Raw genomic sequence first — 25617 nt, forward strand, 5'->3', positions numbered from 1 at the left:
GGTTTTACTCAATTACGCTGCCACGCTTGAGGTATTTGGCCATGGCTACGGTGCTGACAAACCCCATAACCGCGATCAGCAAAGCAGACTCAAGGTACATGCGGGTGCTCAGAGTGATGCCCAGCAGGATAATCAAGGCAATGGCGTTGATATAGAGCGTATCAATCGCCAGCACGCGATCCGGCTCATCTGGCCCTATGACCAAACGGTACACGTTAAGCAGCGCGGCCAGGGTCACCATGGCGATGGTCAGGTACAGGGCAGTAGTGATCATTTGAACATCTCCATCAGCGGCTTTTCGTAGCTGTTGTAAATGGCGTCAATAACCTCCTGATCACTACCTGCGTCCAGCGCATGGATCAGCAGCGTCTGGTTGTCATCGCTGACGTCTGCGCTGACTGTTCCGGGAGTGAGTGAAATCGTACTGGCAAGAATGGATATGGCCAGTGGGTGATCAAGCGTCAGGGGATAGCTGATAAAAGCCGGTCTTGGCGTGCGGGGGCTGAGAATCAGCCAGGCCACAGAAAAACTCGCCACCACAATATCCTTCAGAACACGCAGAATGTAACCCGGCATGCGCCAGGTTTTCACAAACGCCGGGCGTTCCGGCCAGAATCCGTGAGTTATCTGGGGAATTATCCAGGCCAGAATAAGGCCCAGCACAACACTGCCGCCGGATACGCCATCGCTGAGTATCTGCCAGGTGATGAACAGAATCAGGCTCAGCCAGGGTTGAGGAAAGCTTAGGCGATCAAACATCAGTTTATCTCCCCCACCAATGGGTTCTGAGGAATATGCACAGGCGTCTGCAGGATGTTGATATAGCCCTGATTATCGTACACCTGCTCTGCAGTCGCGCGAGTGAAGTCGCTCAGGGGACCCGCTAAAACCACGATCAGCATTGTAAGGCAGGTCAGGATGCCGGTAGAGATAGCAACTCTGTTGTTCATGGGTTCCGGGGTTTCCAGATGGCCATCTATATTCCACCAGAAAACGATACTGCCCGCACGGCTGTAAGCAATAAGCGTTAGGAAACCACCAATCAGCAACACACCCCATAGCCAAGCCATTTCTGCACCGGGCTCTACAGATTGAAGGATCAGCAGCTTGCCGAAAAAGCCACTCAAAGGCGGTAGGCCGGCAGCGGCTACAGCACCGATAAGGAACAGCACACTCAGGAAGGTTCTGTGGTGCATTTTGGGTGCAGTCACTATGCTGTCACCTGCCGCGCCTCTTTGGCTTGCGACCAGTTCGGACACAAGAAAAAGGGCGGCAACCGTCCAGGTTGTGCTCACCAGATAGAATAGAGCGGCTGAGAGCCCAGCTTCAGAGCCCAGGGCGATGGGGGCAAGCAAAGTCCCTACGGAAATAATCACCTGCCAGGCGACCAGTGTTTTCAGATTGTCAGCGCCTAAAGCACCAATGACACCCATGCTCAAGGTAACCAGTGCCAGAGGGAAGAGCCAGTCCATGCCAAGGTTGGCAAGTTCGCCGGCATCATCCCCGAACATCAGCGGGTAAATTCTTACAATGGCGTAAATGCCCACCTTGGTCATGACAGCAAAAAGGGCTGCGACGGGGGCCGTTGCTCTGGCGTAAGCTTTTGGCAACCAGAAACACAATGGAAGGATGGCTGCTTTCAGGCCGAAAACAACCAGCAACATCATGCCACCGGCCTTCACAAGGTTCAGGTTGTTGCCCGTCACCTGTGGGATTTTTACCGCCAGATCCGCCATGTTCAAAGTGCCGGTTACACTGTAAATCATACCTACGCTGATCAGGAACAGGGCAGAACCGGCCAGGTTCAGAACAACGTAATGAAGCCCGGCCACTGTGCGCGAGGAGCCTCCGCCGTGCATGAGCAATCCGTAGGAGGCAATCAGCAGAACCTCAAAGGCAACAAACAGGTTGAATAGATCGCCGGTGAGAAAGGCAATGTTCAGGCCCATCAACTGGAACAGAAACAATCCATGGAACTGGCGGTTGCCTTCATCTGCGCCGCCGCTCGCGTAAATGTGGCAGAACAGGCCGAGAACCGCGGTTAGCACCAGCATCAAGGCTGCCAACCTGTCGAGCACCAGAACTATGCCGAAGGGTGGCTGCCAGTTGCCGAATGCATAAACGCGGTAGCTGCCATCGGTGGCAAGCGCCAACAAAACAACTGCGGAAACAAGCATTAACACTGTCGTGGCAATGGCCAAGGTGCGGCGCAAGCTGATAGGGGCATAGCCCATAAATACTTGCAGAATACCGCCGAGCAGAGGAATCAGAATAGGAGCGATAAGCCAGTGAGTCATTTACCGCTTACCTCTTGCTCAAGTTTTGAAGGTGGTGGGGCAGTCTCGCGCCGACCATCTACATGGTCGTTTTCGTTGTCTGCCAGATTGCGCAGTGACAAAACAACCAGAAACGCAGTCATGGCAAAGCCAATGACGATGGCCGTGAGCACCAGTGCCTGTGGTAAAGGGTCTGAATAGCTCGCGGCTGTTCCGATGACGGGTTGCTGGCCTGTGGCGAGCCGCCCGGAGGCGAACAGGAACAGGTTTACACCATAGGAGAGCAGTGTCAGCCCCATGATCACAGGGAAGGTGCGAGCGCGAAGCAGCAGGTAGACGCCCGAAGTCGTTAAGGCACCGATGGCCAGTGCAAATAACAGTTCCATTACGCGCCCTCCATTTTGCTTTTAATGGCTGAGTGAGGCGACAGCCGACCGATGCTGACCAGGGCCAGCAAGGTTGCGCCAATCACTGCCAGATAAACACCCAGATCAAACACCAAGGCTGAGGCAACTTCGAATTTGCCCACCACAGGCCAGTTGATATAGCCAAATGTAGTGGTCAGGAACGGATAGCCAAACGCCAGGCTGCCGGCACCCGCTATGGTGGCAAACAGTAAACCGAGGCCAATTACGTTGTGGTATCTGAATGGAATGCGATCCTCGGTCCACACCATGCCGCTGGCTATATACTGGAGAATTAGCGCTACGGAGGTAATAAGACCAGCAATAAAGCCGCCCCCAGGCAGGTTGTGCCCACGCAGGAAGATATAGGCAGACACCATCAGCGCCAGCGGCAGCATGGGACGGGCCACTTGCCGCAACATCAGCGGGTAGTGATCCCGTGTCCAGGCATGCCCCAACCCGTCTCCCGGAGGGGGAGTCAGTGCTGTGTTTTTCAACATGGCGTAGATGCCGAGCGCCGCAATAGCCAGCACCGTAATCTCGCCCAAGGTATCGAAGCCACGGAAGTCGACCAGGATTACGTTAACGACGTTGGTTCCACCACCGCCGGGTTTGCTGTTCTCCAGGAAGAACTCTGAAATGGAGCTGAAGGGCTGAGTCAGCATGGTCAGGGTGATCAGGGTCATGCCGGTACCTGCAGCCAGTGCAATCAGGATATCGCGGATGCGCTGGCCTTTAGAGCTTTCAATGGGGGTCCAGGAGGGCATGTAGTATAGCGCCAGCATCAGCAGGACAATGGTCACAACCTCCACAGAGAGCTGCGTCATGGCCAGATCTGGTGCGGAGAAGCGTGCAAACCCCAAGGCCACAACCAGGCCTACCACGCTCAGGAGTACGAGTGCGTAAAAGCGTTCCCGGTGCCAGGTTGCTGTTGCCAGGGCGGATACGATCAGCACGCTGGCGGCAGTGCCCGTGGGCCAATCCACAGGGCTAAGCCCATTCTCGCCAATATAAAAGCCATTCTCCGCAAGCGGCATTATGGCTACCGCAATAACGCTGACCACCAGAAGCAGGGCATAGCGTTGCAATGAGCCGTTTTCAAGCCACCCGGTAAAGCTATGAGCCATGTCTTCAATCTTCGAGACCACAAACTCGAATACCGCCTTGCCATCGACTTCCCGAAGCTGAGCATGGAAGTCGAAAAAGCGCTGGCGCTGGGTGTACATCAGCAGGCCACCAAAGAAAGCGAGGAAACTCATCAGCAGTGGCAGGTTAAAGCCATGAAGGATCGCCAGTTGATAGTCTGGTACTTCACCGCCAAGGGTTGCTGAAGCTGCGGAATACAGCAGAGGCCCAACGGAGATAGTCGGGAACACACCAACCATGATGCAGGCAAACACAAGAATCTCCACTGGGAACTTCATGTAGCGGGGAGGCTCGTGGGGCGGGAATTTGGGTAGATCTACCGGCTTACCGTTGAAGAATACGTCGTGGACAAAGCGGGCCGAATAGGCAACGGCAAAAATACCCGCCAGGGTTGCAACAATCGGTGGCACCCAGGCCCAGAGGCCAGGCAGGTTGAGCTGCAGGGACTCGGCAAAGAACATTTCCTTACTGAGGAAACCGTTCAGCAAAGGAACACCCGCCATGGAAGAGGCTGCCACCATGGCGAGGGTGGCGGTATGGGGCATATAACGCCAAAGCCCGTTGATTCGCCGCATATCGCGGGTGCCTGTTTCATGGTCGATGATACCTGCGGCCATGAACAGCGAAGCCTTGAAGGTGGCATGGTTGATTACATGGAATATAGCGGCAACCGCAGCCAGTTGAGTGCCCATGCCCAACAGCAGCGTAATCAGGCCCAGATGACTAACTGTTGAATAGGCAAGCAAGCCTTTCAAATCGTGTTTGAACATGGCGATATAAGCGCCAAGAAGCAATGTGGCCATGCCGGTGAAACTGACCATATAGAACCATTGCTCGGTTCCCGCCAAAGCCGGATACAGGCGCGCCATCAGGAAGATGCCCGCTTTTACCATGGTGGCCGAATGCAGGTAAGCAGAGATAGGTGTGGGCGCCTGCATGGCATGAGGCAACCAGAAATGAAACGGGAACTGGGCAGATTTGGTAAAAGCGCCAAGCAAAACCAGAGTCAGGGCTACGGGATACAGCGAATGGGATTTGATGAGATCGCCTGCGGCAAGCACATCATCCAGTTCAAAACTGCCAACAATATTGCCGATAAGCAGAATGCCGGCCAGCAGGGCCAACCCGCCGCCGCCGGTTATCGCCAGAGCCATCCGGGCACCACGCCGAGCATCCTGCTTATGGGTCCAGAAGCTGATCAGCAGGAAAGAGGTCAGGCTGGTGAGTTCCCAGAAGATCAGCATCAACAGCAGGTTGCCAGAAAGCACAATGCCCAGCATGGAACCTTTGAAGCACAGAAGCAGGGAGTAGAACTTGGCTACGTTCTCCTTGGCGCTCAGGTAATAGTGCGAGTAGATGATAACCAGCAGGCCGATGATCAGTATCAGCAGTGCGAACAGAAGCGCAAGACCATCAAGGCGAAAGCTGAAGGAGAGCCCGAGTGCCGGCAGCCACTCGTATGTGTGAAGCACCGTGCCACCTGCTGAAAGAACAGACCAGTGGGGGAACAGTGCCGCCAGCGCAATCAGTGCCGGGACGGATGATGCTATTGCGATAGCCGTTCGCCCGCCCTGGGCAAATAAGGGCGCCGCAATGGCCCCCAGAAACGGCAGTAATACAACTAGCGGTAGCGACATCGCAGCCTCGTTAGCGATTTTCTTTTTATGAATGAAATTGGTTTATGAGCTTGAGTCTAGACGCCCATCGGTCACCCTGCACAGGTCGCATGGAGGCGATGTGGTTGGGCAGCGGGAGTTGGATCAGCGAAAGGCTGGTGGATCCGGGAAGTAGGGTAAACGCCCACGATGCCGCGCGATGTCAGCGGTGAGAGGGGGGCGATTGGTCTGCTTGCAGCCGACGGACCTTGCGGTCATGGTTGCTCCGTTAGTAAAACCTGGCCATTGATAATACGTGCCCGGGCTCGCAGGTCAAGTCGACTTGTGATCAATCAATTGGAGTCTGGATGCTTTTATGTGACGTGGAGGGACACAGTCAGACCCTGTTTTGCGATCTTTATTTGCCAAAGAAACGTTATTTGGCGGATTTGAGCGCGTTGAAAATGGCTTCGGCCTCCGCCTCCAGAACCATGCTGCGCAAGCTATCGCCCTGATGGGACGCCTTCTCGATCTGTGCAAGCTTCATGGTGTACAGCCTGCTGAGAACTTCAGTCCGGGTTTGTTGAGCCGGTGCGTTCATGGCGCGTTTCTCCCACATGACACCTGTCAGTATAGTTTACGGAAACACTCGGCCGGTGGCCGCTTGAGTCATCTGATGCATAACCTGGGCCAAGCAGTCAGCACACTATCTGCCGAATCGGGACCGGTAGGCACCAGGAGCCAGCCCGGTTTGTTTGCGAAACAGACGGCTGAACGAGCTGACATCTTCGTAGCCCACCAGCCGGGTAATGTCCTCCACAGGCAAGCGAGAGTTTTCCAGATGGCTGCGGGCAGCCTCTAGTCTTATAGATTGCAGGTAGCTTTTGGGCGTTTCGCCGGTGGCTACCTTGAATCGCCGCATCAGCGAGCGGGTAGTCAGGCCACTGAAAGCGGCAAGGGACTGCAGGTTAATGTCTTCGCCGTAGTTTTCCTCCAGCCAGCTTTGCAGTTTGAGGATTACTGAGTCTGAATGGTAACGCTTGGCTTGAAGTGCGCTATAGGGTGCCTGGCTGTTACGCCCGGCATCGATCACAAACGCCTTCGCCAGTTCCCGGGCGACCTGAGCGCCTGCGCGACGCTCTATAAGGTGCACACCCAAATCCCACCAAGCCATGCCACCACCTGCACAGGCAATGTGGCCATCTACTGTTACGAGCTTTTCGGGGTTCAGATTTACTTGCGGGTAGCTCTGGCGAAACCTGTCACTGAAGCCCCAGTGGGTGGTGGCCTCTTTATTGTTGAGCAAGCCCGCCTCAGCCAGCAGAAAAGCCCCGGTGCAGTTACTCGCTAACTGAACCTGCCCGGCGCTATTCGGGTTCGGGACACTGAACTGGCCAAGCCAGGTAACCAGTTCCGGATTTGACGCCAGCACCTGATCAATCGGTGCACCGATGGTCGGCACGATCACCAGATCGGCACTCTCTGCATCCAGATCTTCCCAACTTCCATCCGAAACCAAAGTGATGCCGTTAATACACCGGCAGTGATCGCCGTTGCGCGTTAGTAGCTGAGTAGTGAAGTGTGGTTCAGGTTGCTCACCATGAATCCGCGCCCAGGTAACGCCAGCCAAGCGAAATAAATCGATCACACCTGTGATGGCACTGGCTAAAGCACCATCAAATCCAATAATTGAAACCTTTTGCACGAATTCTCCCGGCCGAACGACTGAGTCAGGGCGAAGCAGTACCACCATCACCCGGGAGCCAAAGCTCATAGGTATTTGGCAGTATTGGCCATGATTATGTCATAAATGCCGGTTCCCAGAAAAACCCGGTTGTGAGAGCCTGTACACAATTAAAGAAATGCTCCAGCCAATTACCAGGAAGCTGCATAAATGACCGACACTCTGATAGATCGCCGCGATCTGGCGTTCCAACTCTACGAAGTTCTCGATACCGAAAGCCTGCTCAGCCGCGACCGGTTCAACGAGCACAACCGCGATACCTTCGATGCCGTTATCGAAACCGCCGATAAAATGGCCAGAGAGAAGTTTGCCAATCACAACAGCGCGGCTGACAAAGACGAGCCAAAGTTCGTTAATGGCCAGGTGGAAATGCTGCCTGAAGTAAAAGAGGCCTTCGATGCCTACGCCGAAGCCGGGTTTATTGCGGGGCGCTACGATTACGAGCTGGGCGGCATGCAGCTCCCTGAAACCGTTATGGCCGCCTGTAACGGTTTCTTCACAGCCGCTAACCCGGGTACGGCAGGTTATCCGTTCCTGACCACAGCCGCTGCAAACCTTATCCGCGTGTTTGGCAACGAATCACAGAAAGCCAGTTTCCTGCCCAACATGCTCAGCGGCCGTTATAGCGGAACCATGGCTCTGACCGAACCCCATGCCGGGTCGTCGCTGGCGGACATTCGCACGTCAGCCACGCCAACGGACGATGGCCATTACCTGATCAAAGGCGCAAAAATCTATATATCCGGTGGTGAGCAAAGCATCACTGAGAACATCGTTCACATGGTGCTCGCCAAAATCAAAGGCGCACCGGCCGGAGTAAAAGGCATTTCCCTGTTTATCGTTCCCAAGTTCCGGGTAGATAGTGAAGGTAATCCCGCCGACCGCAATGGCGTAAGCCTGGCAGGCCTGATACATAAACTCGGGTACCGAGGCACTACTTCTACGGCGCTTAGTTTTGGTGACGATGCGCCTTGCCACGGTTATCTGGTGGGTGAACCCCATCAGGGTCTGAAGTACATGTTTCAGATGATGAACGAAGCCCGCGTAGGTGTAGGCTTTGGTGCAGCGGTGATTGGCTATCGTGGTTACATGCACAGCCTGGAATACGCCAAGGACCGTCTGCAGGGCCGCAAGGCTTCTGAAAAGAACCCGGAAAGCCCGCAAGTGCCGATTATTGATCACGCAGATGTGCGCCGTATGCTGCTGGCCCAGAAAGCCTATAGCGAAGGTGCAGTCGCACTTTGCCTGTATGGCGCGCGTCTGATGGACGATCAGCACACCCACCCGGATGAACAGAAGCGTATTGAAGCTGGCAAGTTGCTCGACTTACTCACGCCGGTCATCAAAACCTGGCCCTCCGAACATGGCCCGAAGGCTAACGACCTGGCGATTCAGGTCTACGGCGGTGCCGGTTACACCCGCGAGTACCCGGTGGAACAGTGCTGGCGCGACAATCGCCTGAACCCGATCCACGAAGGCACCACTGGCATTCAAGGGCTGGACTTATTGGGCCGTAAGATCTGGCAAGACCAAAGCCATGGCTTGCAGTTGCTGATGCAGGAAATGCAGGTCGACTTGGAAGCCGCGACCACCGATCGCTGTCAACAATGGGCGCTGTCGTTAAGCGAAACATTGCAGCAGGCAGTCAAGGTTACTCAAAGCCTGGGTAAGTCCCTGATGAGTGGCGAAGTGGACAAAACCCTTGCTAATGTCTCCTGCTATTTGCACCTGTTCGGTCACATCATCGTGGCCTGGATGTGGTTGCGTCAGGCTAATGCTGCGGCACAAGCGCTGGCTTCTGCTAACAGCGACGACGAGCGGAATTTCTACCAGGGCAAATTGCAGGCCGCTCAGTACTTCTTCCACTGGGAACTGCCGACGGTGGCTCAGGACTTGGTGCTGTTGCGGAATATGGATGACACTTGCCTCAATATGAAAGCGGAGTGGTTCTAGGTTTCGGTGTCCGCACCACCCATCTAAGCGCCAAGCTATTGAAGTACGCTGCCAAGAGCTCTTGAACTACTTATAAATGGTGATACTTATGTCTTTGGTTAAGGTAACGAAGAAAAATCACATCCTGCTCATAGGGCTAAACCGCCCCGAAAAAATGAACGCCATGAACCGCGCCATGTACCACGAAATCGCTGCGGCTTATTACCAGTTGGAGCACGACGACGATTTGAGAGTGGGGCTGATGTATGCCGAAGGCGATCACTTCACCAGCGGCCTGCAGCTGGATGATTGGGCAGGTGTGTTTTCAAACGGTGAGGGAATAGAACCGGCTGATGGTGAGCTGGATCCGTTCCATATAACCGGCGACGGCCTCAGCAAACCCGTGGTGTTCGCTGCCCAGGGCATTTGTTTTACCTGCGGTGTGGAAATGATGCTGAACACAGACGTTCGCGTAGCAGCGAAAGGAACCCGCTTTGCTCAGTTGGAAGTCAAACGCGGCATCTTCGCCTGCGGTGGCGCGACTATCCGCCTGCAACGGGAAATCGGGTGGGGCAACGCTCAGCGTTATTTGCTCACCGGTGATGAATGGACCGCCGAACAAGCTTACGAGTGGGGCTTGATACAGGAACTGGTTGAGCCGGGCGAGCAGTTCAACGCTGCACTGGCAATCGCCGAGAAGATCGCCAGTGCTGCGCCTCTGGGTGTGCGCGGCAGCCTGAAATCCTCCAAAATCGCCGTAAGCGAAGGCGAGGAAGCAGCAAAACAGCGCTTGTTCCCGGATCTGCAACCAGTCATGGCCAGCGAGGATGTGAAAGAAGGTATTCAGTCTTTCCTCGAACGGCGAGATGCAGTGTTCAAAGGAAAATAAGGCAGATAGCAGGGGCTTGAAGCTGCCGGTGGGCTCTGTCTCCCAAGACTGTCGGCAGCATGGATGCTGCCGTCAAGCGTACAGGGATGTATTCACAGCGTGTCTTGGGAGACAGAGCCCACCGGCGGCCCACTCCAGAGTCTGAAAACTAGGCAGCCTTCTCCGAAGCCGAACCAGAAGCTTCCTCCCGCCGCGCCGCAGCCTTGGCAGCCACCTCAGCAGCATAATCCGCATACTTGGTCATCAACTCCGACTTACGATCCGGGTCCCAGTTGATCTTGCCCAGATCACCCTCGTAGTGATCGATCACCCGCTTATCCATGGTCTCGTACCACCACTGCGGCACATAAGCCGGCATTAGCATCGATGCATAGCCACCAGGTAACTGCGGAGCATTCTCGAAGTGACGCAAAGCCTGATAACTGCGCTGTGGGTGAGCGTGGTGATCAGAGTGACGCTGCAACTGATACAAGAACAGGTTCGTCACAATGTGATTACTGTTCCAGCTGTGCTCCGGCTGAGTGCGCACATACTTCCCATTCTTGTCTTTCTGACGCAGCAACCCGTAGTGCTCAATGTAGTTCACACTCTCCAACAAGCTCGCACCATAAACTGCCTGAGCCGCAAGAAACGGAACCGCACGAGGGCCACACAGCAAAGTTGTTGCACCAAAGAAACCCGCGCTCATGGCCCAGCCCTGCAGTAACTCGTTGTCCAGAGACCAGAAGCTCTTATTTTTGCGAGCCAGACGCGCCTTCTCAATCTCCACCGCAGACTTCATGCCGCCCAACACCGTGCGCGGCAAAAACTTCCAGAAACTCTCACCCATGCGGCTGCTCGCAGGGTCTTCCGGCGTTGCCACGCGCTTGTGGTGGCCAAAATTATGCTCAACCACAAAATGCGTATAGCCCGTGGGTGCCAGCGCGGCCATAGCCATCAGCTTGTTGAGCTTATTGGATTTGTGGCCCAACTCGTGCGCGGTGTTAATGCCAACACCATTGATTGCGCCTACTGTCAGAGTCAGGCCGATCTTGTCCTCTATGGGCGTCTTCTTGCGGCTGGCAAGCCAGGCGCCCATAACAGTCATTGCATATTGGGTAGGGATAAATGCCTTAACAATACGGTTGTAATACTTGTCTTGCTCCAGCGAACTGACCGCTGATTCGGGTGGGTTACTCTGGTCCTCACCTATGGCGCGATCCAGCGCGGGAATAACTCCATGTACCAACGCCGGCCCTGTCCAAGCCAGAAACTTGAGCTTTTTAGGTGCTATCGCATAGCCGGTTAGGGCGGCCAGGCCTATGCCGGGCAGAGCAGGGCCCAGTAGCCAGAGATAGCGCTTTGGGTCTTTCCACTTTCCAGCGTCAGGGGTTTTGACATTCATGGTGTTTCTCCGTTGCGGTGCATATGCCTTAAATTTATGTCGGACAATGTTGCAATGCAACAAAGTGGCGTGATGAATGGGAGGTTGGCCCAGAATGACAATGTGCGCTGCAGGCAAGTCGCCAGGCCAAGGACGGATTCCTCACACCGTTTGGGAGTGGTTGCTTAAACAAAGAGTAATCAGCAGGTAATTGTGTGGCGCCGGTCATGGCCGTACTCTGTGCAGGGTTACAAATGTTTACCAACAGAGGGATATGTTATGAATAAATTTACTCTCAGCGCTCTTCTTATGTTTTTGACTTTAGGTCTGGCTGCCTGCAGTTCCGATGACAACGAAGGAGCTGATTTTGAGAAGGCCGCGGACAACGCTGGAGAAATTGTGGAAGACGCGGGCAATTCTGTGGAAGAGACCTATGAAGAAGCTACGGGTCAGGATGAAGGCGTAATCGGCGAAATGAAGGAAGGTGCCGAGAATGTCGGTGATGAAATGGGTGAAGCCGCAGAAGAAGCTGGCGATGCCATGGAAGAAGGCTATGACGACATGACTAAGTAATCATGTCTCAACTCTGGCGCGTAACACCTGCGCCGGAGTGTTTCAGCCAAAGCTCATCAGAACCGTTAGTCTTTGTCAGAAAAGATTAACGGTTCTGTCGTTTTACTGTCTCCGCATTGTCATCTGCCCCACCGACACTGTCCTCTCGATAACCCCCGTTTGTTGTACACAGCGAGAGACTGAGAGAGACAAAATATGGCCAAGCACGACCTTGATTCCAATTACCTGGATCCCGACTACGAACCCGTTGTAAACCACTCAGGCAACAGCGCATTCCAGGACGTACTGGCTGCACGTATGCAGAGACGCACATTGATGAAAGGCGGTGTTGGCGCGGCACTGGCCAGCATTATGGGTTTCGGGATTGCGGGTTGTGGAAGTGACAGCGATAGCGATGACCGCAGCAATGGGGGCAATGGAAGTGCAGGCCCGGGTGAAGGCAGTGCAACGGAATTGGGCTTCGCAGCGATACCCGTTTCCTCAGCAAACAAGGTTGTAGTGCCAGCCGGCTACTCCACCAAAGCCTTTTTGCCCTGGGGCACACCAATCACCGGCTCTTATCCTGCATTTCGGGCAGACGCGTCCAACTCCGGAGCGGATCAGGAACAACAAGTAGGCATGCATCACGATGGCCTGCACTTTTTCCCGATTGATTTTAAGACTGGCGGTAACTCTTCCGATGAAGGGCTGCTGGTGATGAACCATGAGTACATAAATCAGGCTGCCCTTCACCCCGATGGCCCCACCTATAACGCAAATGGAATGCGACCTGCCGATGAGGTACGCAAGGAAGTGGCTGCTCACGGTGTCTCGGTGGTTCATATCAAAAAAGACAGCACAGGTGACTGGGACATAGTCTTCGGAAGCCCCTTCAACCGCCGGGTTACGGGCAACACCGAGATGGATATTCGTGGCCCTCTTCGGGGCTACCAGAAGCTCTCGACCCGTTTCAGCAAGAACGGCACCCAAACCCGGGGCACGCTGAACAACTGCTCTATGGGCCCGACACCTTGGGGAACCTATCTGGCAGCAGAGGAAAACTGGCACGGCTATTTCGCCAATAGCTCCCAAACCAAGCCTCGGGAACAGACCCGCCATGGCGTTGGTGGTGCAAGCCGCTACGATTGGGAGTTTGCTGAGGGCGGGGATGATCAATACGTGCGCTTCAACATTACCCCCACGGCCCAAAGTGCTGAAGACGATTATCGCAACGAAGCCAACACCTATGGCTACATGGTAGAAATTGACCCATTCACGCCGGAGAGCAAGCCCCAGAAGCGCACTGCCCTTGGCCGTTTCGGCCATGAAGGTGTGATCTTTGCGCCGGTAGAGGAAGGTAAGCCGGTTGTGTGCTACTCCGGTGATGATTCCCGCTTCGAGTACATCTACAAGTTTGTATCTTCGCGGCCCTACTATGCAGCAACCGCCAGTGGCTACTTGCTGGATGAGGGAACTCTGTACGTTGCGCGTTATAACGAAGACGGCTCTGGCGATTGGCTGCCTTTGTCACTTGACGATGCAGGCTTCGCGGCCAGTGTTGAGGCAGCGCAAGGCTCGTTGGTTGGAAATGTCCAGTTTGACGGATTCGAGAACCAGGCAGATGTGCTCCTGAATACCCGGCTCGCAGCCGATATTGCCGGTGCGACGCCAATGGATCGCCCGGAGTGGGGAGCGGTAGATCCTAATACAGGTGAGGTCTATTTCACCCTGACCAATAACTCCCGGCGCACTGAGGAGCAGGTAAACGCTGCGAACCCCAGGGCAGAAAACCGCTCCGGTCATATCATTCGCTGGCGTGAAGGCGGTGATGATTTTGCTGCAACAGAGTTCCAGTGGGATATTTTCGTGTTTGCCGGAGAGCAGGGGACAGAAACGGTTGTCGATGGAGATGTCGCTGTGTCACTGACCGATGACAATATCTTCAACAGCCCGGATGGCTTGTGGTTTGACTACAATGGCCGCCTCTGGATTCAAACCGATGGTTCCGACGCCCCGCCGTATCAGAACAACATGATGCTGGCGGCTAACCCTGAAACCCGTGATATCCGTCGTTTCTTCGTGGGCCCGCAAGGTTGCGAGGTGACCGGGGTTGTAACTACGCCGGATGTTAAAACCATGTTCGTGAACATTCAGCATCCAGCCAGGGACTGGCCCTTCGGTAACGAAGGCGATCACCCACGGGATGCGACCGTAATAGTGGTCCGTGATGATAAGGGCGTGATTGGCGCCTGAGCTGTATAGAGTCAGGTAAAACCGAAAACCTGATCGCCTGAGCAAAAAGGCGCATCGGGTTTTCGGTTTTTTCGTTTAAGAAATGCTCAATGTGGCCGATGCCTTAATCAACTAAACTAGACCGAACTATGAGTTATCAAACCGTTTCAATTCCTTAGACTCTAAATTGGCCGGATAACTGTGTACCTATCAGAAATAATAACAACGTCGAGGTTTTTATGGGGTTGCTTGATCGTGCAGCGGTATTTTGGGGGGTCGCAATCGCCATTATTCTTGCGGTTGTCAGTGTTTTGGTGGCGCCCTTGTTAGGTCTGGATCCTGCATCTCTCTCTATAGGGCTGGTTGTCGGCCTTGTTGCCGCCACTGCCTATCTGGTTGTGCGGGTTTTGGCTCCAGTGGATCGCGGTTTGGAAGGCCTGAACAAGGGAGCTCTGGAAGAGAATCACCCGGTGAGAGCCCGGTGTGAGCAACTGCTTGCTAATGCTCAAACAGGCAGGACTTTGGCGCAAGCCCTTTCTGGTAATGCTGATAAAAACGCGATCTCTGCCGCGCAAGTATCTTACGCGGCCGACCAGCTCAAATTGCGACTGGATTTGCAGGTGCAGGAAACCGCACAGATGGCAGAGTATGCCGGTCAGATTACTGAAACGGTAAGAGAGTCTTCGCAGCAGGCTACAGAAGCGGCCACTATGGCGCTGCAAAATCGTGAAGCCAGCACGGAAGGGCGTCAAGCGCTCACCAGTGCTATCGATAGCATACGCCTGGTGCATCAGCAGTCCGGTGAAAACCTGCGTCTGATTCAGGAGCTGAACGACAAGTCCAACAAAATTCAGGGCGTAACCAGCACTATTCAAGGCATCGCGGAACAGACTAACTTGCTGGCACTCAACGCAGCCATTGAAGCGGCTCGTGCGGGCGATCAGGGACGTGGCTTTGCGGTGGTTGCGGATGAAGTCCGTCAATTAGCTGGTCGCACAGCTCAGGCGACGGGCGAAGTAGCGGAAACGCTGCAGGAAATCCGTTCCGATACAGCTTTAATTGTCACCCGTATAGAAAATCTTGCCCGCAGCGTTGAAGAGGGATTGGTGTCTGTGGAAAGTGTTGGCGAGCGGCTGGATCAGATACGCGATCAGTCCGATCGGGTTCAACAGCAGATTGCCCGTATTGCAGAGATAGATCAGAACAACGAACTCAGCCTGGGTCATGTATTCACGGCTATTGAAACCGTTCGTGATCAGATCTCTGAAAGTGACACCAGCGTTGCTTCGCTTGCAGAGCAGGCTGCAACACTGATGGAGCTTGCGGAAGTCGCCAATGCAGCGTTTGCGATGAATAGTGATTCCAGCTACCACAGGTTCTTCTACGACCAGGCCCGCGCTGGTGCCAGTCAGATCGGCCAGATTTTTGAGCAAGCGGTACGTGATGGCAAGCTGACAGAAAATGCTCTGTTTGATTCGGCGAGAAAGCCGATCCCTGGCACTCAACCTGCAAAGTATTCAAGCAGCTTCGATGCCTTTACCGATCAGTTTTTGCCACAGGTGCAGGAAGCGGTGAAGAGTTCCCATCCCGCATTGGTGTTTGCGATTGCTGCGGCCCCGGATGGCTATGTGCCTACCCATAATCGTGAGTTTGCTCATGCACCTACCGGAGATGCAGCTACGGATTTGATGCGCAGCCGCAGCAAGCGACTATTTAACGACCGCACAGGAATACGCTGTGGCAGCCATACCGAAGACATGCTGCTGCAAACCTACCGGCGCGACACTGGCGAAGTCATGCACGATCTTTCTGTTCCGGTATACGTGAACGGGCGGCACTGGGGCGGATTCCGGCTTGGGTACCGTCCGGATAATCACTGATCCAATGAGCGTCAAATCGGTTCCGGCGCCTGTGATAAGCTTTCAGTTCATATCGATAAAGGAGAAGTGCCTTGGCTGACCCGGAATATATTCCTGCTGGTGAAGATGAGCTGGCGCGCCGATCGGATCCCGCACGCAATCTTGCGGTGGTTGTTTACATCCTTCAGGGGTTGTCGTTTTTTCTGGGGGGTATCACCGGTTTGGTGGGCGTCATTATCAATTACGTGAAGCTCGATGATGTTCGTAACACCTGGGTGGAGCCGCATTTCCGCTGGCAGATCAGAACCTTCTGGCTGGGCTTGTTGTGGACAGTTATTGGAGTGGTGACCAGCTTTATTATTGTCGGCTGGTTTATTCTTATGGGTACCGCCATTTGGGTGATATTTCGCATCGTGAAAGGTGCCCTGGCACTGAATGACGGCAAGGCACCCATCTAGCGATTTTTCGTGAACGACCAAGCGGCTGGTGTATCAGCCGCTGGTTACCTCTTTCAGACGAATTGCACTCAGGGTTCCGGCCAGCCCCATCAACCCAAGCACTACGATCACTGCAGCGTTGGAAATCAGCGACAAGAGTGCGGTTAGTCCTCCGGTAGCAAGCAGCAAAAACCCGATCACGGTATTGCTCACAGCCGTGTAGTCTGTGCGTTTGTTGCCTCCAGCCATATCCACCAAATAGGTTTTCCGGCCCAGTCTCACGCCTGCGTGGGCAATGCTGAGTGCGAAAAATGCCACCGGGTAAAACCAGCCGTTGCCTACACCAGTGCCTGCAAACATGGCAGTTAGCCCTACGGACAAGCACACAGCACTGGCGATTGCCGCACCACGAATCATCACCCGTCGGCTGGAGGTGTCTGCCATCCACCCCCAGAAACTGGCGGATACGGAGCTGGCCAGGCTGCTTGCCAGAAGGAACACGCCAAGCATTAAACCTGTATCCGATTCTTTTTGAGCCAGCACCACAAAATAGGGCGATGCCAGAGCCGAGCACAGCAAGAGAGCGCGGGTAATCACAAAGTTACGGAAGGGCGCGTCATCCCTCAGTAATGACAAGCTTTTGAACGCTTCGGTAAGGGCGTTACCACCACCGTCGGTTTCACCTTCGTGCTCTTCAACGCCTGCAAACAGAATTCCCGCAATCACCCAGAGCGCAGCTGCCAGCAAAAGTAGCAGACTATAAAATGCGATGGTCGGGTCGCCCTGATCCCTGAACAAAATCACCGTCAACAGAACCGTCGCTGTGCCACCGATAGTGGCTGCAAGGCCGGAGAGCCTGCCTCTGCGGGTTTTCGGAATGCACTTTCCCTGAACATCTTTCATGGCCACGGAGCAGAACCCCCGAGACAGGGAGAATACAATCAGCGCAGCGACAATGCCGCCGCCGGCTGTATAGCCCTCAAGAAACCAGACGCAAGCAGCCATGGCAGTCACGCTGATGGCCTGTCCAAAGCTGCCAAGTGTCCAGAACCATTTGCGCACCGGTTTGCGGCGAACCCAAGCTGCAATCATCATTTGGGGAACCATAGAGCCTGATTCCCGAATGGGAACGAGCCAGGCCACCAGAGCCGGCGCGCCAATGGCGCTCATTAGCCAGGCAAGCACGGTTTTCGGGCTGATTAACAAGTCGCCCAGCTTGGTCAGTACGTTGGCTGCCAGAATCAGGAAGAAGTTGCGTGGCACCACATTGCAGGCTTCGGCTGGGATGTCTTTGCATACCCGGGCGTCTTCTTCGTTGGCGATCAGGCTGTATAGCCGGTCGACAGGTCGTTCGAAGAGCCCGTTACCTGTCTGGTCGCCCGCGTTGGAAGAGGAGTTTTTCTGAATTGGTGTTTGTTGCTGGGACAAGCCGCTGCCCTCCGTAAAATGGATAGCCAAGGATACCAGCCGGGCCGGCACCCCAGTACCCCGGAATGCAGATTAGCGATGGTTCATACCAGATGATGATCCCACTGAACCGGCATGCTGGCAATTTCTTCCGCCGGTTTTCCCTTGCCCATGCGAACCAGCTTGCCGCGGCCTGAAGATACTAAAAAGTCTCCCCCGGCCAAAGCTTCAACACCGGCACAGTCCGGGATGGCAGCCTTTTCAATTACTTTCCCGGAGCGACTGTTGAAGATTAACGCTGTCCCACCTATCGGGGAGGCGATGGCAACCAGGTCGTTTTCAGGGTGAGCCACTATGCTGGCGATGTAATTACCCAGCTCCCGGTGAGTGGCCGCACCAAAGTCGATCTCTTCGTAGCGTCCGTTGCGGTAACGCGCAACCAGTGGCGGCAGCTCATGAGCTGGCCCCTGATATTGGTAGGCGGCATAAACAGTGCCGTCTTGAGCAACATCCACATGCCGGGTACTGAGTTGATGGTGTGACGGCTGGAACCGGGCGAGAATGTCGCCGGAGAGCCTGTCCATCATCAACAGCGCTGGCTTCATAGTGGGCAGGTTGAGCTTGATGCGGTCGTAATCCGGGTGGGTAAGAATGCCGCCCAACCCAACGACCAGTGTTTGGCCGTCCGGGTGCATAGTGATCTGATGCGGGCCTATGCCGTTCAGCTCAAAGGTATCCACCCGTCGATAATGTTGATGGCTATCGTAAACTGCGATAATGCCCTCTCCGGGCTCATAGCGGTTAACGGGAGCGTACAAATAACGACCGTCTGGTGAGAATACACCATGGCCTACAAAATGCTCGCCTTTGGCCGCTTCAATGCGGTGCAGCCGATCGCCTGATTCGCTATTGAAAACATAGAAAGCCCAGCCTGGCCGACGCTCAAAGAACACCACTTGTGCGGTATTCGGTCGGTTACAGCCACTGTGGCAGCGAGAGCCTACCGGGGATTGCCATAGCATCTTGCCATCTGGCGCTATGGCGCTTACCGCAAAACGGTTGTCTTGCAGACCTATAGCGCCGGTGTATTGCTGAGGGCTCTGGTTACCCGCTTTGCGGGGCAGCAGGGTGCAGCCGGAAAGGCTGATGGCAGCGCTACCAGTGAGGGCGGATTTAATGAAGCTTCGGCGAGTCAGTTCAGGCATGGACCTCTCCTCAGTCTCCGTCGCTGGAATTAAAGCCACGCACCACGCCAAGCTCAACGGCTGCACGGTCATTTACCAGTGACGTCAGCTGAGTGATGTCGATATATAGGCTTTGCAGCAATTTGTATCCGTTATCGTCAGCCAGTAAGGGTGCCATCGGGCGGTCGAGTTCCGGAAAGTTAGCCAGCACTTCGTCGAACTGCTGTGCGATCTGCTCGGCGAGATCGGGCTGTTTCCGATCTGTGAGGAGTTTAGAGAAGGCTGGCAGGAAACTCTGTTTGAGTCCCTGAACACTGGCGCCCATGGCAGCAAGGCTGGCTTCGCTTCGCCAGGCATCGGCGCTGTAAACTGAGCGTTTACCGTTACCGCGCAGGCCCATTGGCGTAGCCAGGCGCCGCTCCTCAAGAATCTCCAGCCCGGCCATGGCAGAGCGTATAGTTGTATCTGTGTACTGATCACTGCCAAGGTAGTTGCTCTGAAAACCCTGCCAGTCATTTGCCAAGGATTGGCCGTTGTCGGCGATATGTCGGGTTACTGCAAGCAATAGTTTACAGCTGCGCCCGGCTGGCAGTGCTTCTTCGCCGTTAGCGAAGGCCTGGTCGTACAGCAAATACTCCGCCATTGGGAAGCCCTGCACGGCGACGCCGGATTCACTGACTTTTTCAGGTGTGATCGGCGCTTCGTCTTTAAGCAGGTAGGAAGCCTTGCGGGCCACGAGGTTTTTCGGATCCGGCCAGAACTGGAATTGCCAGGCGCGATTTCCCTGCTCTACCGGGCCAAAATCCACAAAACGAACCTGTTGCCAGGCCAGAAATGCCTCCAGCCAGGCCTGCTTTGTCTGCTCAAGCCCTTCCGGCGAGGGGGCCTGACAATAGCTCGCCGCCTGGCTGGACAGAGCTTGGCCTTGTGTCGCCAGGTTCTGATAACCCGTGAGAACGTCGCTGTGCCATTGCTTTCGGTATTCAATAGTTTGGCTATCTGCATTATTGGCCGTTGCCGCCGCCAGCGGAGAAACGGCCACCGATGAGGCGAGTAAGAAGGTCAGTGCCAGTCGCGTCATGTCGGGCTCCATTATAGAGAAGTCAGAAAATCGATCAGTGCCTGTCGGTCTTCGGCGCTGAACCCGGTGTAAAGCGCCACCGCCGGAGCCGCTTCTCCTCCGTGCCACAGGATGGCCTCTTCCAGAGTGCGCGCTCGGCCATCATGTAAAAAGCCGGCTTGCGGATTAACGATTTGCGCCAGACCAATGCCCCAGAGTGGCTGTGTGCGCCATTCGTTGCCGTTTGCCAGAAACTCATCGCGGCCATCGGCAAGGGCAGGGCCCATATCGTGCAGCAGCATGTCGGTATAGGGCCAGATAGTCTGCTTGCTCAAATCAGGGCGTTCCGGGTCTGTTCCTGTGACATGTCGGGGGGTGTGACACCCGGCGCATCCGGTTTCGTTAAATAGCTGCGCACCCTTCTGGACTGCGGGATCTTCCATGTTGCGTCGAGCGGGTACGGCCAGGCTCTTTGCATAGAAGGTGACAAAGTTTGCGATCTTGTCGCTCACTTCCGGCTGGCCACCGTCGGGAAAGCGGTCACATTCCTGTTCAGGCGTGCAGTCAGTAGATGGCTTCAGGCTGGAAGTTAGCCCCATATCGCCGGCAAAGGCGCCCATGCTTTGCTGGTGTACATTGGGCTCGGCTGCTTTCCAGCCAAAACGGCCGGGCACTGTCTGTTTGGTTTCCAGATCCCACACCAGATTAAGCTTGCCGGAAATGCCATCGCCATTCTCATCCTGCGGGTCGGCCAGGGCTTCCAGGTCGGCGATCGGAATCGCTTCGAGCAGCCCCATGCCAATCATAGGCGGCGCGACCCGAGGGGAAATCAGAAGATCTTCGGGCAGAGGACCGTAGTTGGGGTTCTCTATCCGGTAAACCGGCTCTCTCAGATCCACTATGGTGCCGTCAGCCAAGGTCTTTGTTACCGGGTTCCATGTAAGCACCATATCGGCTTCAGGCTTTGCACCGGGCAGGGCAGCGGTTTGCAGTTGGCTGCCGTACACCGGCGCCGGCTTAAAACCCTGGGTAAGCAGAATATCTGCGTCTACTCCCGGGTCGGCTGGAACCGCCAGGCGCAAGAACAGGGACACAGCTGTTTCATCAGCAGCGGGCGGGTGGCCGCGACCATCTTTGATATGGCAGCCTTGGCAGGAGTTGGTGTTGAATAAAGGGCCTAGTCCATCCCGCGCGGTGGTGCTGGCCGGCGCTTCAACCCAGGGGTTACGGAAAAAGCTGTTACCAACGCTGAAGTCCAGGCGCTTGGTCATGGAAAGATTGCCTTGGGGTAGGGAGTAGGCGTTGGTGTCGAACTGCTCAACCGTGCCATCGCCGCCGGTATTGGGGGAGTCCTGCAACGGAAAGCCCGCATGGGAGGCGGCGTGAATGGGTAGGCCGATACCGAAAATCAGCAGCCCCGTGATGAGTTGTGTTCTGGTCATTAATTTGTTCCACATAATTGAATAAGCCATGGAAAATCCGCTCTTCTCAAAGCGGGCTTTCCATGGCTATATCGTGTTCCTTGATAACCCGGGGCCGCGCTCGCCCCCGGGTATCGTTTTCTTTCCTGTTTACTTTCAGAAAGAGTGGCCTGCGTCGTCTGGCGAAAGAGCTTCAAGGCCAAGCTGCCGAGCTGCTTGCTCAATGGAGCCGGTTTGCTCTACCAATGCCATAATCGCGCCATTCACAATGCTTGCTCCTTCTGCATTTCCTGGTGCAATCATCATATCAAAGGGCATGGGGTTCTGGCTTGATTCGGCCTTGGCCTTCATCATTCCCAGTGCGCTCATGGATGCCTCAAGCTGGGCATTCAGGCGGGCGTCCAGGTCAGGGTTGGTTTGCGCTACCAGATCGGACAACGAAGGGCCAGATACCAGACTGCCGTCTACACGACGGTAGTTGCCGGTATAGACGTTCTGAATGCCCTGGCCATTATAGTAGTGGGAGTTGTGGGTGTTATCACTGAAGCAGTCGTGCTCGTCTTCGTATGAGTTAGCTTCAAGGGCCACCTTCATGCGCTCACCAGCCAGCTCACCCAGGGACAGAGAGCCCATGCCGAACAGCATTTTTTGCACGCCTTCGTCGGCATCCGCGGCCATAAGCTGGCTGCGATAATTGTCAGAGGCACCTGGTGCCCACTGTGCAACCATCCACTCCAGATCAGACACCAGAAGGTCGGTTACCGCGTCGAGGTATTCACCCCGGCGGTCGCAGTTGCCGTTGGTGCAGTCGGCACCGGCTGCATAATCAGTTACTGGCCGCTCGCCACTGCCAGGATCAAATCCGTGCAGATCTTGTCCCCACAACAAAAATTCAATGGCGTGATAGCCGGTGGCCACGTTTGCTTCCGAACCACCAATCTCATTCAGGTTAGCAAGCAGCTCTGGCGTGAGGTTTGTTACATCGAGGGTTTCGCCGCCAACATTGATGCTTTTGCTGCCAATAATATTGGCGGTTGCGCCAGCATTGCCGAGCTCATATTGGTAATCGTCGGCCTGAACGTAGTCGATCAGCCCTTCATCCAGAGGCCAGGCGTTCAGTTGGCCTTCCCAGTCATCCACAATCGCGTTGCCGAAGCGGAACACTTCTGTTTGCTGGTAGGGCACACGAGCTGCGAGCCAAGCTTCCTTGGCCGCTTTCATGTTGGCTTCAGTAGGGTCGGAAATTAATCGGTCGGTAGCCTTGTTCAGTGCCTTGGCAGTAATCAGGGCGTCTTCATATCCGGCATGCGCTACGTCGGCATAGTGCTCTACAACCGACATTTTGGTGGCTGGTTGGGAGTCTGCTGCCTCTGGTGAGGTGGTGTTGGCGCAGCCAGCACCTGTTGTGGCGGCAACAGCGAGCGCAAGAGTGGCCGGTCGAAAAAGTGTCTTCATTGAGGACTCCGGGATTTTAGAAATGAGCATGGTAATAGGAGTTATTATCGTTCGCAATTATGTTTGTTGAGGCTTTTCAGCGCAAGAGTGTTCTGGCGTTTTTTAGCGTGGCCTGGTCAAAAAAAGCGTGATATCAAATTTTAATGATAATCATTTGCAAATACGATTTGTGATGCTAGATTCTGATTTGAACGTGCTCTTATATCAGGGGAAAAAGTATGAGCGGATCAGTGGTTAGGCTAGCAGGCTCTTCAAAGAGTGTTTTCTCAGCGTGGCAGTCGCTTCGTAAGTCGGTTGATAAAACCAGCGTTGTCGCTGGGCAACCTGAGAGCTGCGGTTCTGGCCAGCCACCTCCCAACACTAGCCGTTCTGGCTGACATCCGGCTGCACCGCGCCGCTTCTTCTGTCTTGCTTGGCTCGAGAGCGCTTTTTCCAGCGCTCTCTTGCACTGGGAGTGCGCGCTCGGGCTTAATAGCTTCTGTTTATCGGGAGCTGATTTATGTTGAGTTATCTTCACGCCTTTCATGCCGGGAACTTTGCTGATGTTCAGAAGCACGGGGCGTTAACACTTGCCCTGTCTATGATGCAGGCGAAGCCTTCCGCTATTGCTTGTTTTGATACCCACGCTGGTAGCGCCATTTATGACCTCAAGAGCGACCGCGCACGGAAAACTGCGGAAGCGGACCTGGGCGTACAAAAATTGTGGGCAAGCCGGAACAGCTTATCTTCCGGAGATTGGCAGTCGGTTTTGAAAGTGTTGTCCCGGTTCAATGCGGGAGAGGGGGCGTTAACGGTTTATCCCGGCTCCCCAGCCTGGTTTCGCCAGTTTTTGCGCCCTGGCGATTCGCTGACAGCATTTGAGCTACACCCCACGGAAAGTAGCCAACTCGCCGGTTGGGCCGCTGACCAAAATGTTCGGGTGATGCATGAAGATGGTCTGAAAGGGCTGTTGAGGCAATTGCCGCCGGCACAACCCAGGCTGATGGCTTTGATTGATCCCTCCTATGAAATCAAATCCGAATATTCCGATGTTGCTGCGACGCTGCAGAAAGCATGGCAGAAGTGCCGACACGGTGTTTATCTTGTGTGGTATCCCGTGCTTACCAGTGGTCTGCAAGCTACTTTGAAGCAAGCTGTGAAAGACAGCCCACTGCGCAAAGTCTGGTGCAGTGAAGTACACCTGAAAACACCCCCGGAGCGAGGCATGACAGGTTCCGGCATGCTGGTTGTTAATCCACCATGGGGGTTTGAAGACCGTTTTTCTGCCATGATTGAGGATATTGCAGGCGAGTCTGCGCTGGGCCTTTCCCACGAACACGGCTGGTTGGTGCCTGAATAAGCAGGTTAGCCGCTGGTCATGCAGGAGCTGTTTTTTTGAAGGATACAATCAACGATAAATCGGCGGACACTTGTCTTCCTGGAGGATTAATTTCCGCTGATCAATGGACATTGCCTCAAACATCGGTGCGGCGTTCACTAAAAGACGCTATTCAGTATGCCCTCTCTCAACTGCAGGCCGGGGTTTCACAAGCTGAAGATCCGTTTGAAAGCATGGACGATCTGCCAGAACTGTCCGGTATTCAAAAAAAGCGATTGGCTCCGGAGCCGGATTATGGCCGTCAGGCAGAAGCTATAGCCAGCGGCGTGCAACAAGCGCGTTCCGAGGGCTCTCTGAGTCGGGAAGTTGTGTGCCTGGTGGCACCCCCTTTTTCTGGTTTGCAGCAGTCGCTCGCCCGGTTTGAAGAACTCGCAGAGCCTGGGTTACTTGATGGAAGTGGTGAAAAATGGCGCATCATTGGGCCGCCGGATACCCTGTCATTTAGTGCCAAGGAAGCCTGTGATTGGTGGGATGAACAGGATCTGTCGACCCCATGGGTAATTACGGAGCTTGCGGATTTCTGGCTGCGGAGTTTGTCAGGGCTGGTTCTGGTGAAGGAGTTGTTTCGCAGAATTGCCATTGGTGAAACAGGCGCAGGCATTTTGGGTTGCTCAAGTTGGTGTTGGCGATACTGGGGACAATATCTTGAGAACGCCCAGATGTCGCCCTGGACTCCCGCGCCCATGGACGCCGAGCGCCTTGGCGTCTGGTTTACTTATCTGGCTTCGGGAAAAGGCAGGTCTGAGATAGTTGCAAGAATGACCGGCGATGGCCTCTACGTGCTGCCTTTGGCTGAAAAAGACAAAACTAAAAGCAATAAAAAACGCAAATACAGTTCTTTCTTGCGCGACCTGGCCGCTACATCACGCGGTAATCCCGGTGTGGCTTTGGCAATCTGGCAGAGATCCCTGCGGGCCAAGCCGGATGACGAGGCGAAGCTGGATGAGGCTGATGAAAAAACTGAAAAACAGAGCCGGGCTGCGGATTGCTGGGTTGTTCCGCTAGGTAAGCTAAGCCTGCCAAGCATGCCCCAAAGCAAGGAGAGTGTGACCGGGTTTATTCTGCATGGATTGTTGTTGCACAACGGTCTTGATATGTCCTCCCTGGAGTTGGTTACCGGTGTGTCCACCTACGAATTGAGTTTGGTGTTATCACGGTTAAAGCGTGCAGAGTTGGCGGCCTGTGATGAGACTGATGGGCGCTGGCAAGTCACAGCTATCGGGTATCCCACCGTCAGGCGGCATTTGCAGGGTTGGGGTTTTCCGCTTGATCAATTCTAGGAG

21 protein-coding genes are annotated in these 25617 nt (G+C 54.8%); 8 read left to right on the top strand and 13 right to left on the bottom strand.

The features are described 5' to 3' along the window. Nucleotides 1–4 precede the first annotated feature (4 nt). The 7 genes from FFI61_RS01465 to FFI61_RS01495 form a co-directional block, all read right to left on the bottom strand. Nucleotides 5–274: a K+/H+ antiporter subunit F gene (locus FFI61_RS01465; protein WP_200202640.1), complete on the bottom strand. Its 270-nt coding sequence runs from the start codon at nucleotides 272–274 to the stop codon at nucleotides 5–7. Beyond that, nucleotides 271–759, bottom strand: coding sequence for a Na+/H+ antiporter subunit E (locus tag FFI61_RS01470; RefSeq protein WP_200202639.1), 489 nt, complete (start codon nucleotides 757–759; stop codon nucleotides 271–273). Before FFI61_RS01470 ends, FFI61_RS01465 begins: the two co-directional genes overlap by 4 nt. Beyond that, the gene (locus FFI61_RS01475; RefSeq protein ID WP_200369027.1) at nucleotides 759–2297 is read right to left on the bottom strand and encodes a monovalent cation/H+ antiporter subunit D; all 1539 of its coding nucleotides are present in this window, start codon (nucleotides 2295–2297) and stop codon (nucleotides 759–761) included. The genes FFI61_RS01470 and FFI61_RS01475 overlap by 1 nt, the downstream gene beginning before the upstream one ends. Then, nucleotides 2294–2662: a Na+/H+ antiporter subunit C gene (locus FFI61_RS01480; protein WP_200202637.1), complete on the bottom strand. Its 369-nt coding sequence runs from the start codon at nucleotides 2660–2662 to the stop codon at nucleotides 2294–2296. Before FFI61_RS01480 ends, FFI61_RS01475 begins: the two co-directional genes overlap by 4 nt. Then, nucleotides 2662–5463, bottom strand: a complete 2802-nt coding sequence (locus FFI61_RS01485; RefSeq protein ID WP_200369028.1) for a monovalent cation/H+ antiporter subunit A — start codon at nucleotides 5461–5463, stop codon at nucleotides 2662–2664. Before FFI61_RS01485 ends, FFI61_RS01480 begins: the two co-directional genes overlap by 1 nt. 394 nt (nucleotides 5464–5857) lie before the next feature. Continuing rightward, on the bottom strand, nucleotides 5858–6040 hold the full coding sequence (locus FFI61_RS01490) for a hypothetical protein (RefSeq protein ID WP_200369627.1): 183 nt from the start codon (nucleotides 6038–6040) through the stop codon (nucleotides 5858–5860). A gap of 87 nt (nucleotides 6041–6127) precedes the next feature. Then, complete coding sequence (locus FFI61_RS01495; protein ID WP_200369029.1) at nucleotides 6128–7126, bottom strand: GlxA family transcriptional regulator; 999 nt, start codon at nucleotides 7124–7126, stop codon at nucleotides 6128–6130. A 189-nt stretch (nucleotides 7127–7315) separates the two neighbouring features. Here FFI61_RS01495 and FFI61_RS01500 point away from each other — a divergent pair, with 189 nt between their 5' ends. Continuing rightward, entirely contained in the window at nucleotides 7316–9118 is a 1803-nt protein-coding gene (locus tag FFI61_RS01500; protein WP_200369030.1) for an acyl-CoA dehydrogenase, read from the top strand. Between the two features lie 88 nt (nucleotides 9119–9206). Then, a complete protein-coding gene (locus FFI61_RS01505; RefSeq protein WP_200369031.1) occupies nucleotides 9207–9986 on the top strand; it encodes a crotonase/enoyl-CoA hydratase family protein in 780 nt (259 codons plus the stop codon). Nucleotides 9987–10134: 148 nt separating this feature from the next. Here the strand turns inward: FFI61_RS01505 and FFI61_RS01510 are convergent, their stop codons facing one another. Beyond that, nucleotides 10135–11370 carry an alkane 1-monooxygenase gene (locus tag FFI61_RS01510; RefSeq protein WP_227714543.1) on the bottom strand — a complete coding sequence of 412 codons (1236 nt, stop codon included), beginning with the start codon at nucleotides 11368–11370 and terminating at the stop codon, nucleotides 10135–10137. A 258-nt stretch (nucleotides 11371–11628) separates the two neighbouring features. On the opposite strand from FFI61_RS01510, the gene FFI61_RS01515 reads away from it, so the two are divergent. From FFI61_RS01515 to FFI61_RS01530, 4 genes are all read left to right on the top strand, one after another. Then, nucleotides 11629–11922 (top strand): hypothetical protein, encoded by a 294-nt coding sequence (locus tag FFI61_RS01515; protein ID WP_200202631.1) that lies wholly within the window; start codon nucleotides 11629–11631, stop codon nucleotides 11920–11922. Nucleotides 11923–12117: 195 nt separating this feature from the next. Continuing rightward, nucleotides 12118–14154 carry a PhoX family protein gene (locus tag FFI61_RS01520; RefSeq protein ID WP_200369032.1) on the top strand — a complete coding sequence of 679 codons (2037 nt, stop codon included), beginning with the start codon at nucleotides 12118–12120 and terminating at the stop codon, nucleotides 14152–14154. Nucleotides 14155–14372: 218 nt separating this feature from the next. Continuing rightward, the gene (locus FFI61_RS01525) at nucleotides 14373–16013 is read left to right on the top strand and encodes a methyl-accepting chemotaxis protein (protein ID WP_200369033.1); all 1641 of its coding nucleotides are present in this window, start codon (nucleotides 14373–14375) and stop codon (nucleotides 16011–16013) included. Between the two features lie 71 nt (nucleotides 16014–16084). Further along, on the top strand, nucleotides 16085–16450 hold the full coding sequence (locus FFI61_RS01530) for a DUF4870 family protein (RefSeq protein WP_200369034.1): 366 nt from the start codon (nucleotides 16085–16087) through the stop codon (nucleotides 16448–16450). 33 nt (nucleotides 16451–16483) lie between these two features. Here FFI61_RS01530 and FFI61_RS01535 read toward each other — a convergent pair whose 3' ends face one another. From FFI61_RS01535 to FFI61_RS01555, 5 genes are all read right to left on the bottom strand, one after another. After that, on the bottom strand, nucleotides 16484–17755 hold the full coding sequence (locus FFI61_RS01535) for an MFS transporter (RefSeq protein ID WP_265091916.1): 1272 nt from the start codon (nucleotides 17753–17755) through the stop codon (nucleotides 16484–16486). A 185-nt stretch (nucleotides 17756–17940) separates the two neighbouring features. Beyond that, a complete protein-coding gene (locus FFI61_RS01540) occupies nucleotides 17941–19041 on the bottom strand; it encodes a DUF1513 domain-containing protein (RefSeq protein ID WP_200369035.1) in 1101 nt (366 codons plus the stop codon). Nucleotides 19042–19051: 10 nt separating this feature from the next. Beyond that, nucleotides 19052–20101 (bottom strand): imelysin family protein, encoded by a 1050-nt coding sequence (locus tag FFI61_RS01545; RefSeq protein ID WP_227714545.1) that lies wholly within the window; start codon nucleotides 20099–20101, stop codon nucleotides 19052–19054. Between the two features lie 11 nt (nucleotides 20102–20112). Next, nucleotides 20113–21522, bottom strand: coding sequence for a di-heme oxidoredictase family protein (locus tag FFI61_RS01550; protein ID WP_200202625.1), 1410 nt, complete (start codon nucleotides 21520–21522; stop codon nucleotides 20113–20115). Nucleotides 21523–21657: 135 nt separating this feature from the next. Further along, nucleotides 21658–22956, bottom strand: a complete 1299-nt coding sequence (locus tag FFI61_RS01555; protein ID WP_200369036.1) for an imelysin family protein — start codon at nucleotides 22954–22956, stop codon at nucleotides 21658–21660. Between the two features lie 499 nt (nucleotides 22957–23455). Between FFI61_RS01555 and FFI61_RS01560 the strand changes: the two genes are divergently transcribed. Continuing rightward, nucleotides 23456–24295, top strand: coding sequence for a 23S rRNA (adenine(2030)-N(6))-methyltransferase RlmJ (locus tag FFI61_RS01560; protein WP_200369037.1), 840 nt, complete (start codon nucleotides 23456–23458; stop codon nucleotides 24293–24295). A 35-nt stretch (nucleotides 24296–24330) separates the two neighbouring features. Next, nucleotides 24331–25614 (top strand): hypothetical protein, encoded by a 1284-nt coding sequence (locus FFI61_RS01565; protein WP_227714546.1) that lies wholly within the window; start codon nucleotides 24331–24333, stop codon nucleotides 25612–25614. The last annotated feature ends 3 nt before the right edge of the window (nucleotides 25615–25617 follow it).

The organism is Marinobacter sp. DY40_1A1 (assembly GCF_016597815.1).
GTDB classification, from domain to species: domain Bacteria; phylum Pseudomonadota; class Gammaproteobacteria; order Pseudomonadales; family Oleiphilaceae; genus Marinobacter; species Marinobacter xiaoshiensis.

Coding starts and splice junctions, on each gene's coding strand:
- FFI61_RS01465 (WP_200202640.1), bottom strand. CDS start 274: ATGATCACTACTGCCCTGTACCTGACCATCGCCATGGTGACCCTGGCC.
- FFI61_RS01470 (WP_200202639.1), bottom strand. CDS start 759: ATGTTTGATCGCCTAAGCTTTCCTCAACCCTGGCTGAGCCTGATTCTG.
- FFI61_RS01475 (WP_200369027.1), bottom strand. CDS start 2,297: ATGACTCACTGGCTTATCGCTCCTATTCTGATTCCTCTGCTCGGCGGT.
- FFI61_RS01480 (WP_200202637.1), bottom strand. CDS start 2,662: ATGGAACTGTTATTTGCACTGGCCATCGGTGCCTTAACGACTTCGGGC.
- FFI61_RS01485 (WP_200369028.1), bottom strand. CDS start 5,463: ATGTCGCTACCGCTAGTTGTATTACTGCCGTTTCTGGGGGCCATTGCG.
- FFI61_RS01490 (WP_200369627.1), bottom strand. CDS start 6,040: ATGTGGGAGAAACGCGCCATGAACGCACCGGCTCAACAAACCCGGACT.
- FFI61_RS01500 (WP_200369030.1), top strand. CDS start 7,316: ATGACCGACACTCTGATAGATCGCCGCGATCTGGCGTTCCAACTCTAC.
- FFI61_RS01505 (WP_200369031.1), top strand. CDS start 9,207: ATGTCTTTGGTTAAGGTAACGAAGAAAAATCACATCCTGCTCATAGGG.
- FFI61_RS01510 (WP_227714543.1), bottom strand. CDS start 11,370: ATGAATGTCAAAACCCCTGACGCTGGAAAGTGGAAAGACCCAAAGCGC.
- FFI61_RS01515 (WP_200202631.1), top strand. CDS start 11,629: ATGAATAAATTTACTCTCAGCGCTCTTCTTATGTTTTTGACTTTAGGT.
- FFI61_RS01520 (WP_200369032.1), top strand. CDS start 12,118: ATGGCCAAGCACGACCTTGATTCCAATTACCTGGATCCCGACTACGAA.
- FFI61_RS01525 (WP_200369033.1), top strand. CDS start 14,373: ATGGGGTTGCTTGATCGTGCAGCGGTATTTTGGGGGGTCGCAATCGCC.
- FFI61_RS01540 (WP_200369035.1), bottom strand. CDS start 19,041: ATGCCTGAACTGACTCGCCGAAGCTTCATTAAATCCGCCCTCACTGGT.
- FFI61_RS01545 (WP_227714545.1), bottom strand. CDS start 20,101: ATGACGCGACTGGCACTGACCTTCTTACTCGCCTCATCGGTGGCCGTT.
- FFI61_RS01550 (WP_200202625.1), bottom strand. CDS start 21,522: ATGACCAGAACACAACTCATCACGGGGCTGCTGATTTTCGGTATCGGC.
- FFI61_RS01555 (WP_200369036.1), bottom strand. CDS start 22,956: ATGAAGACACTTTTTCGACCGGCCACTCTTGCGCTCGCTGTTGCCGCC.
- FFI61_RS01560 (WP_200369037.1), top strand. CDS start 23,456: ATGTTGAGTTATCTTCACGCCTTTCATGCCGGGAACTTTGCTGATGTT.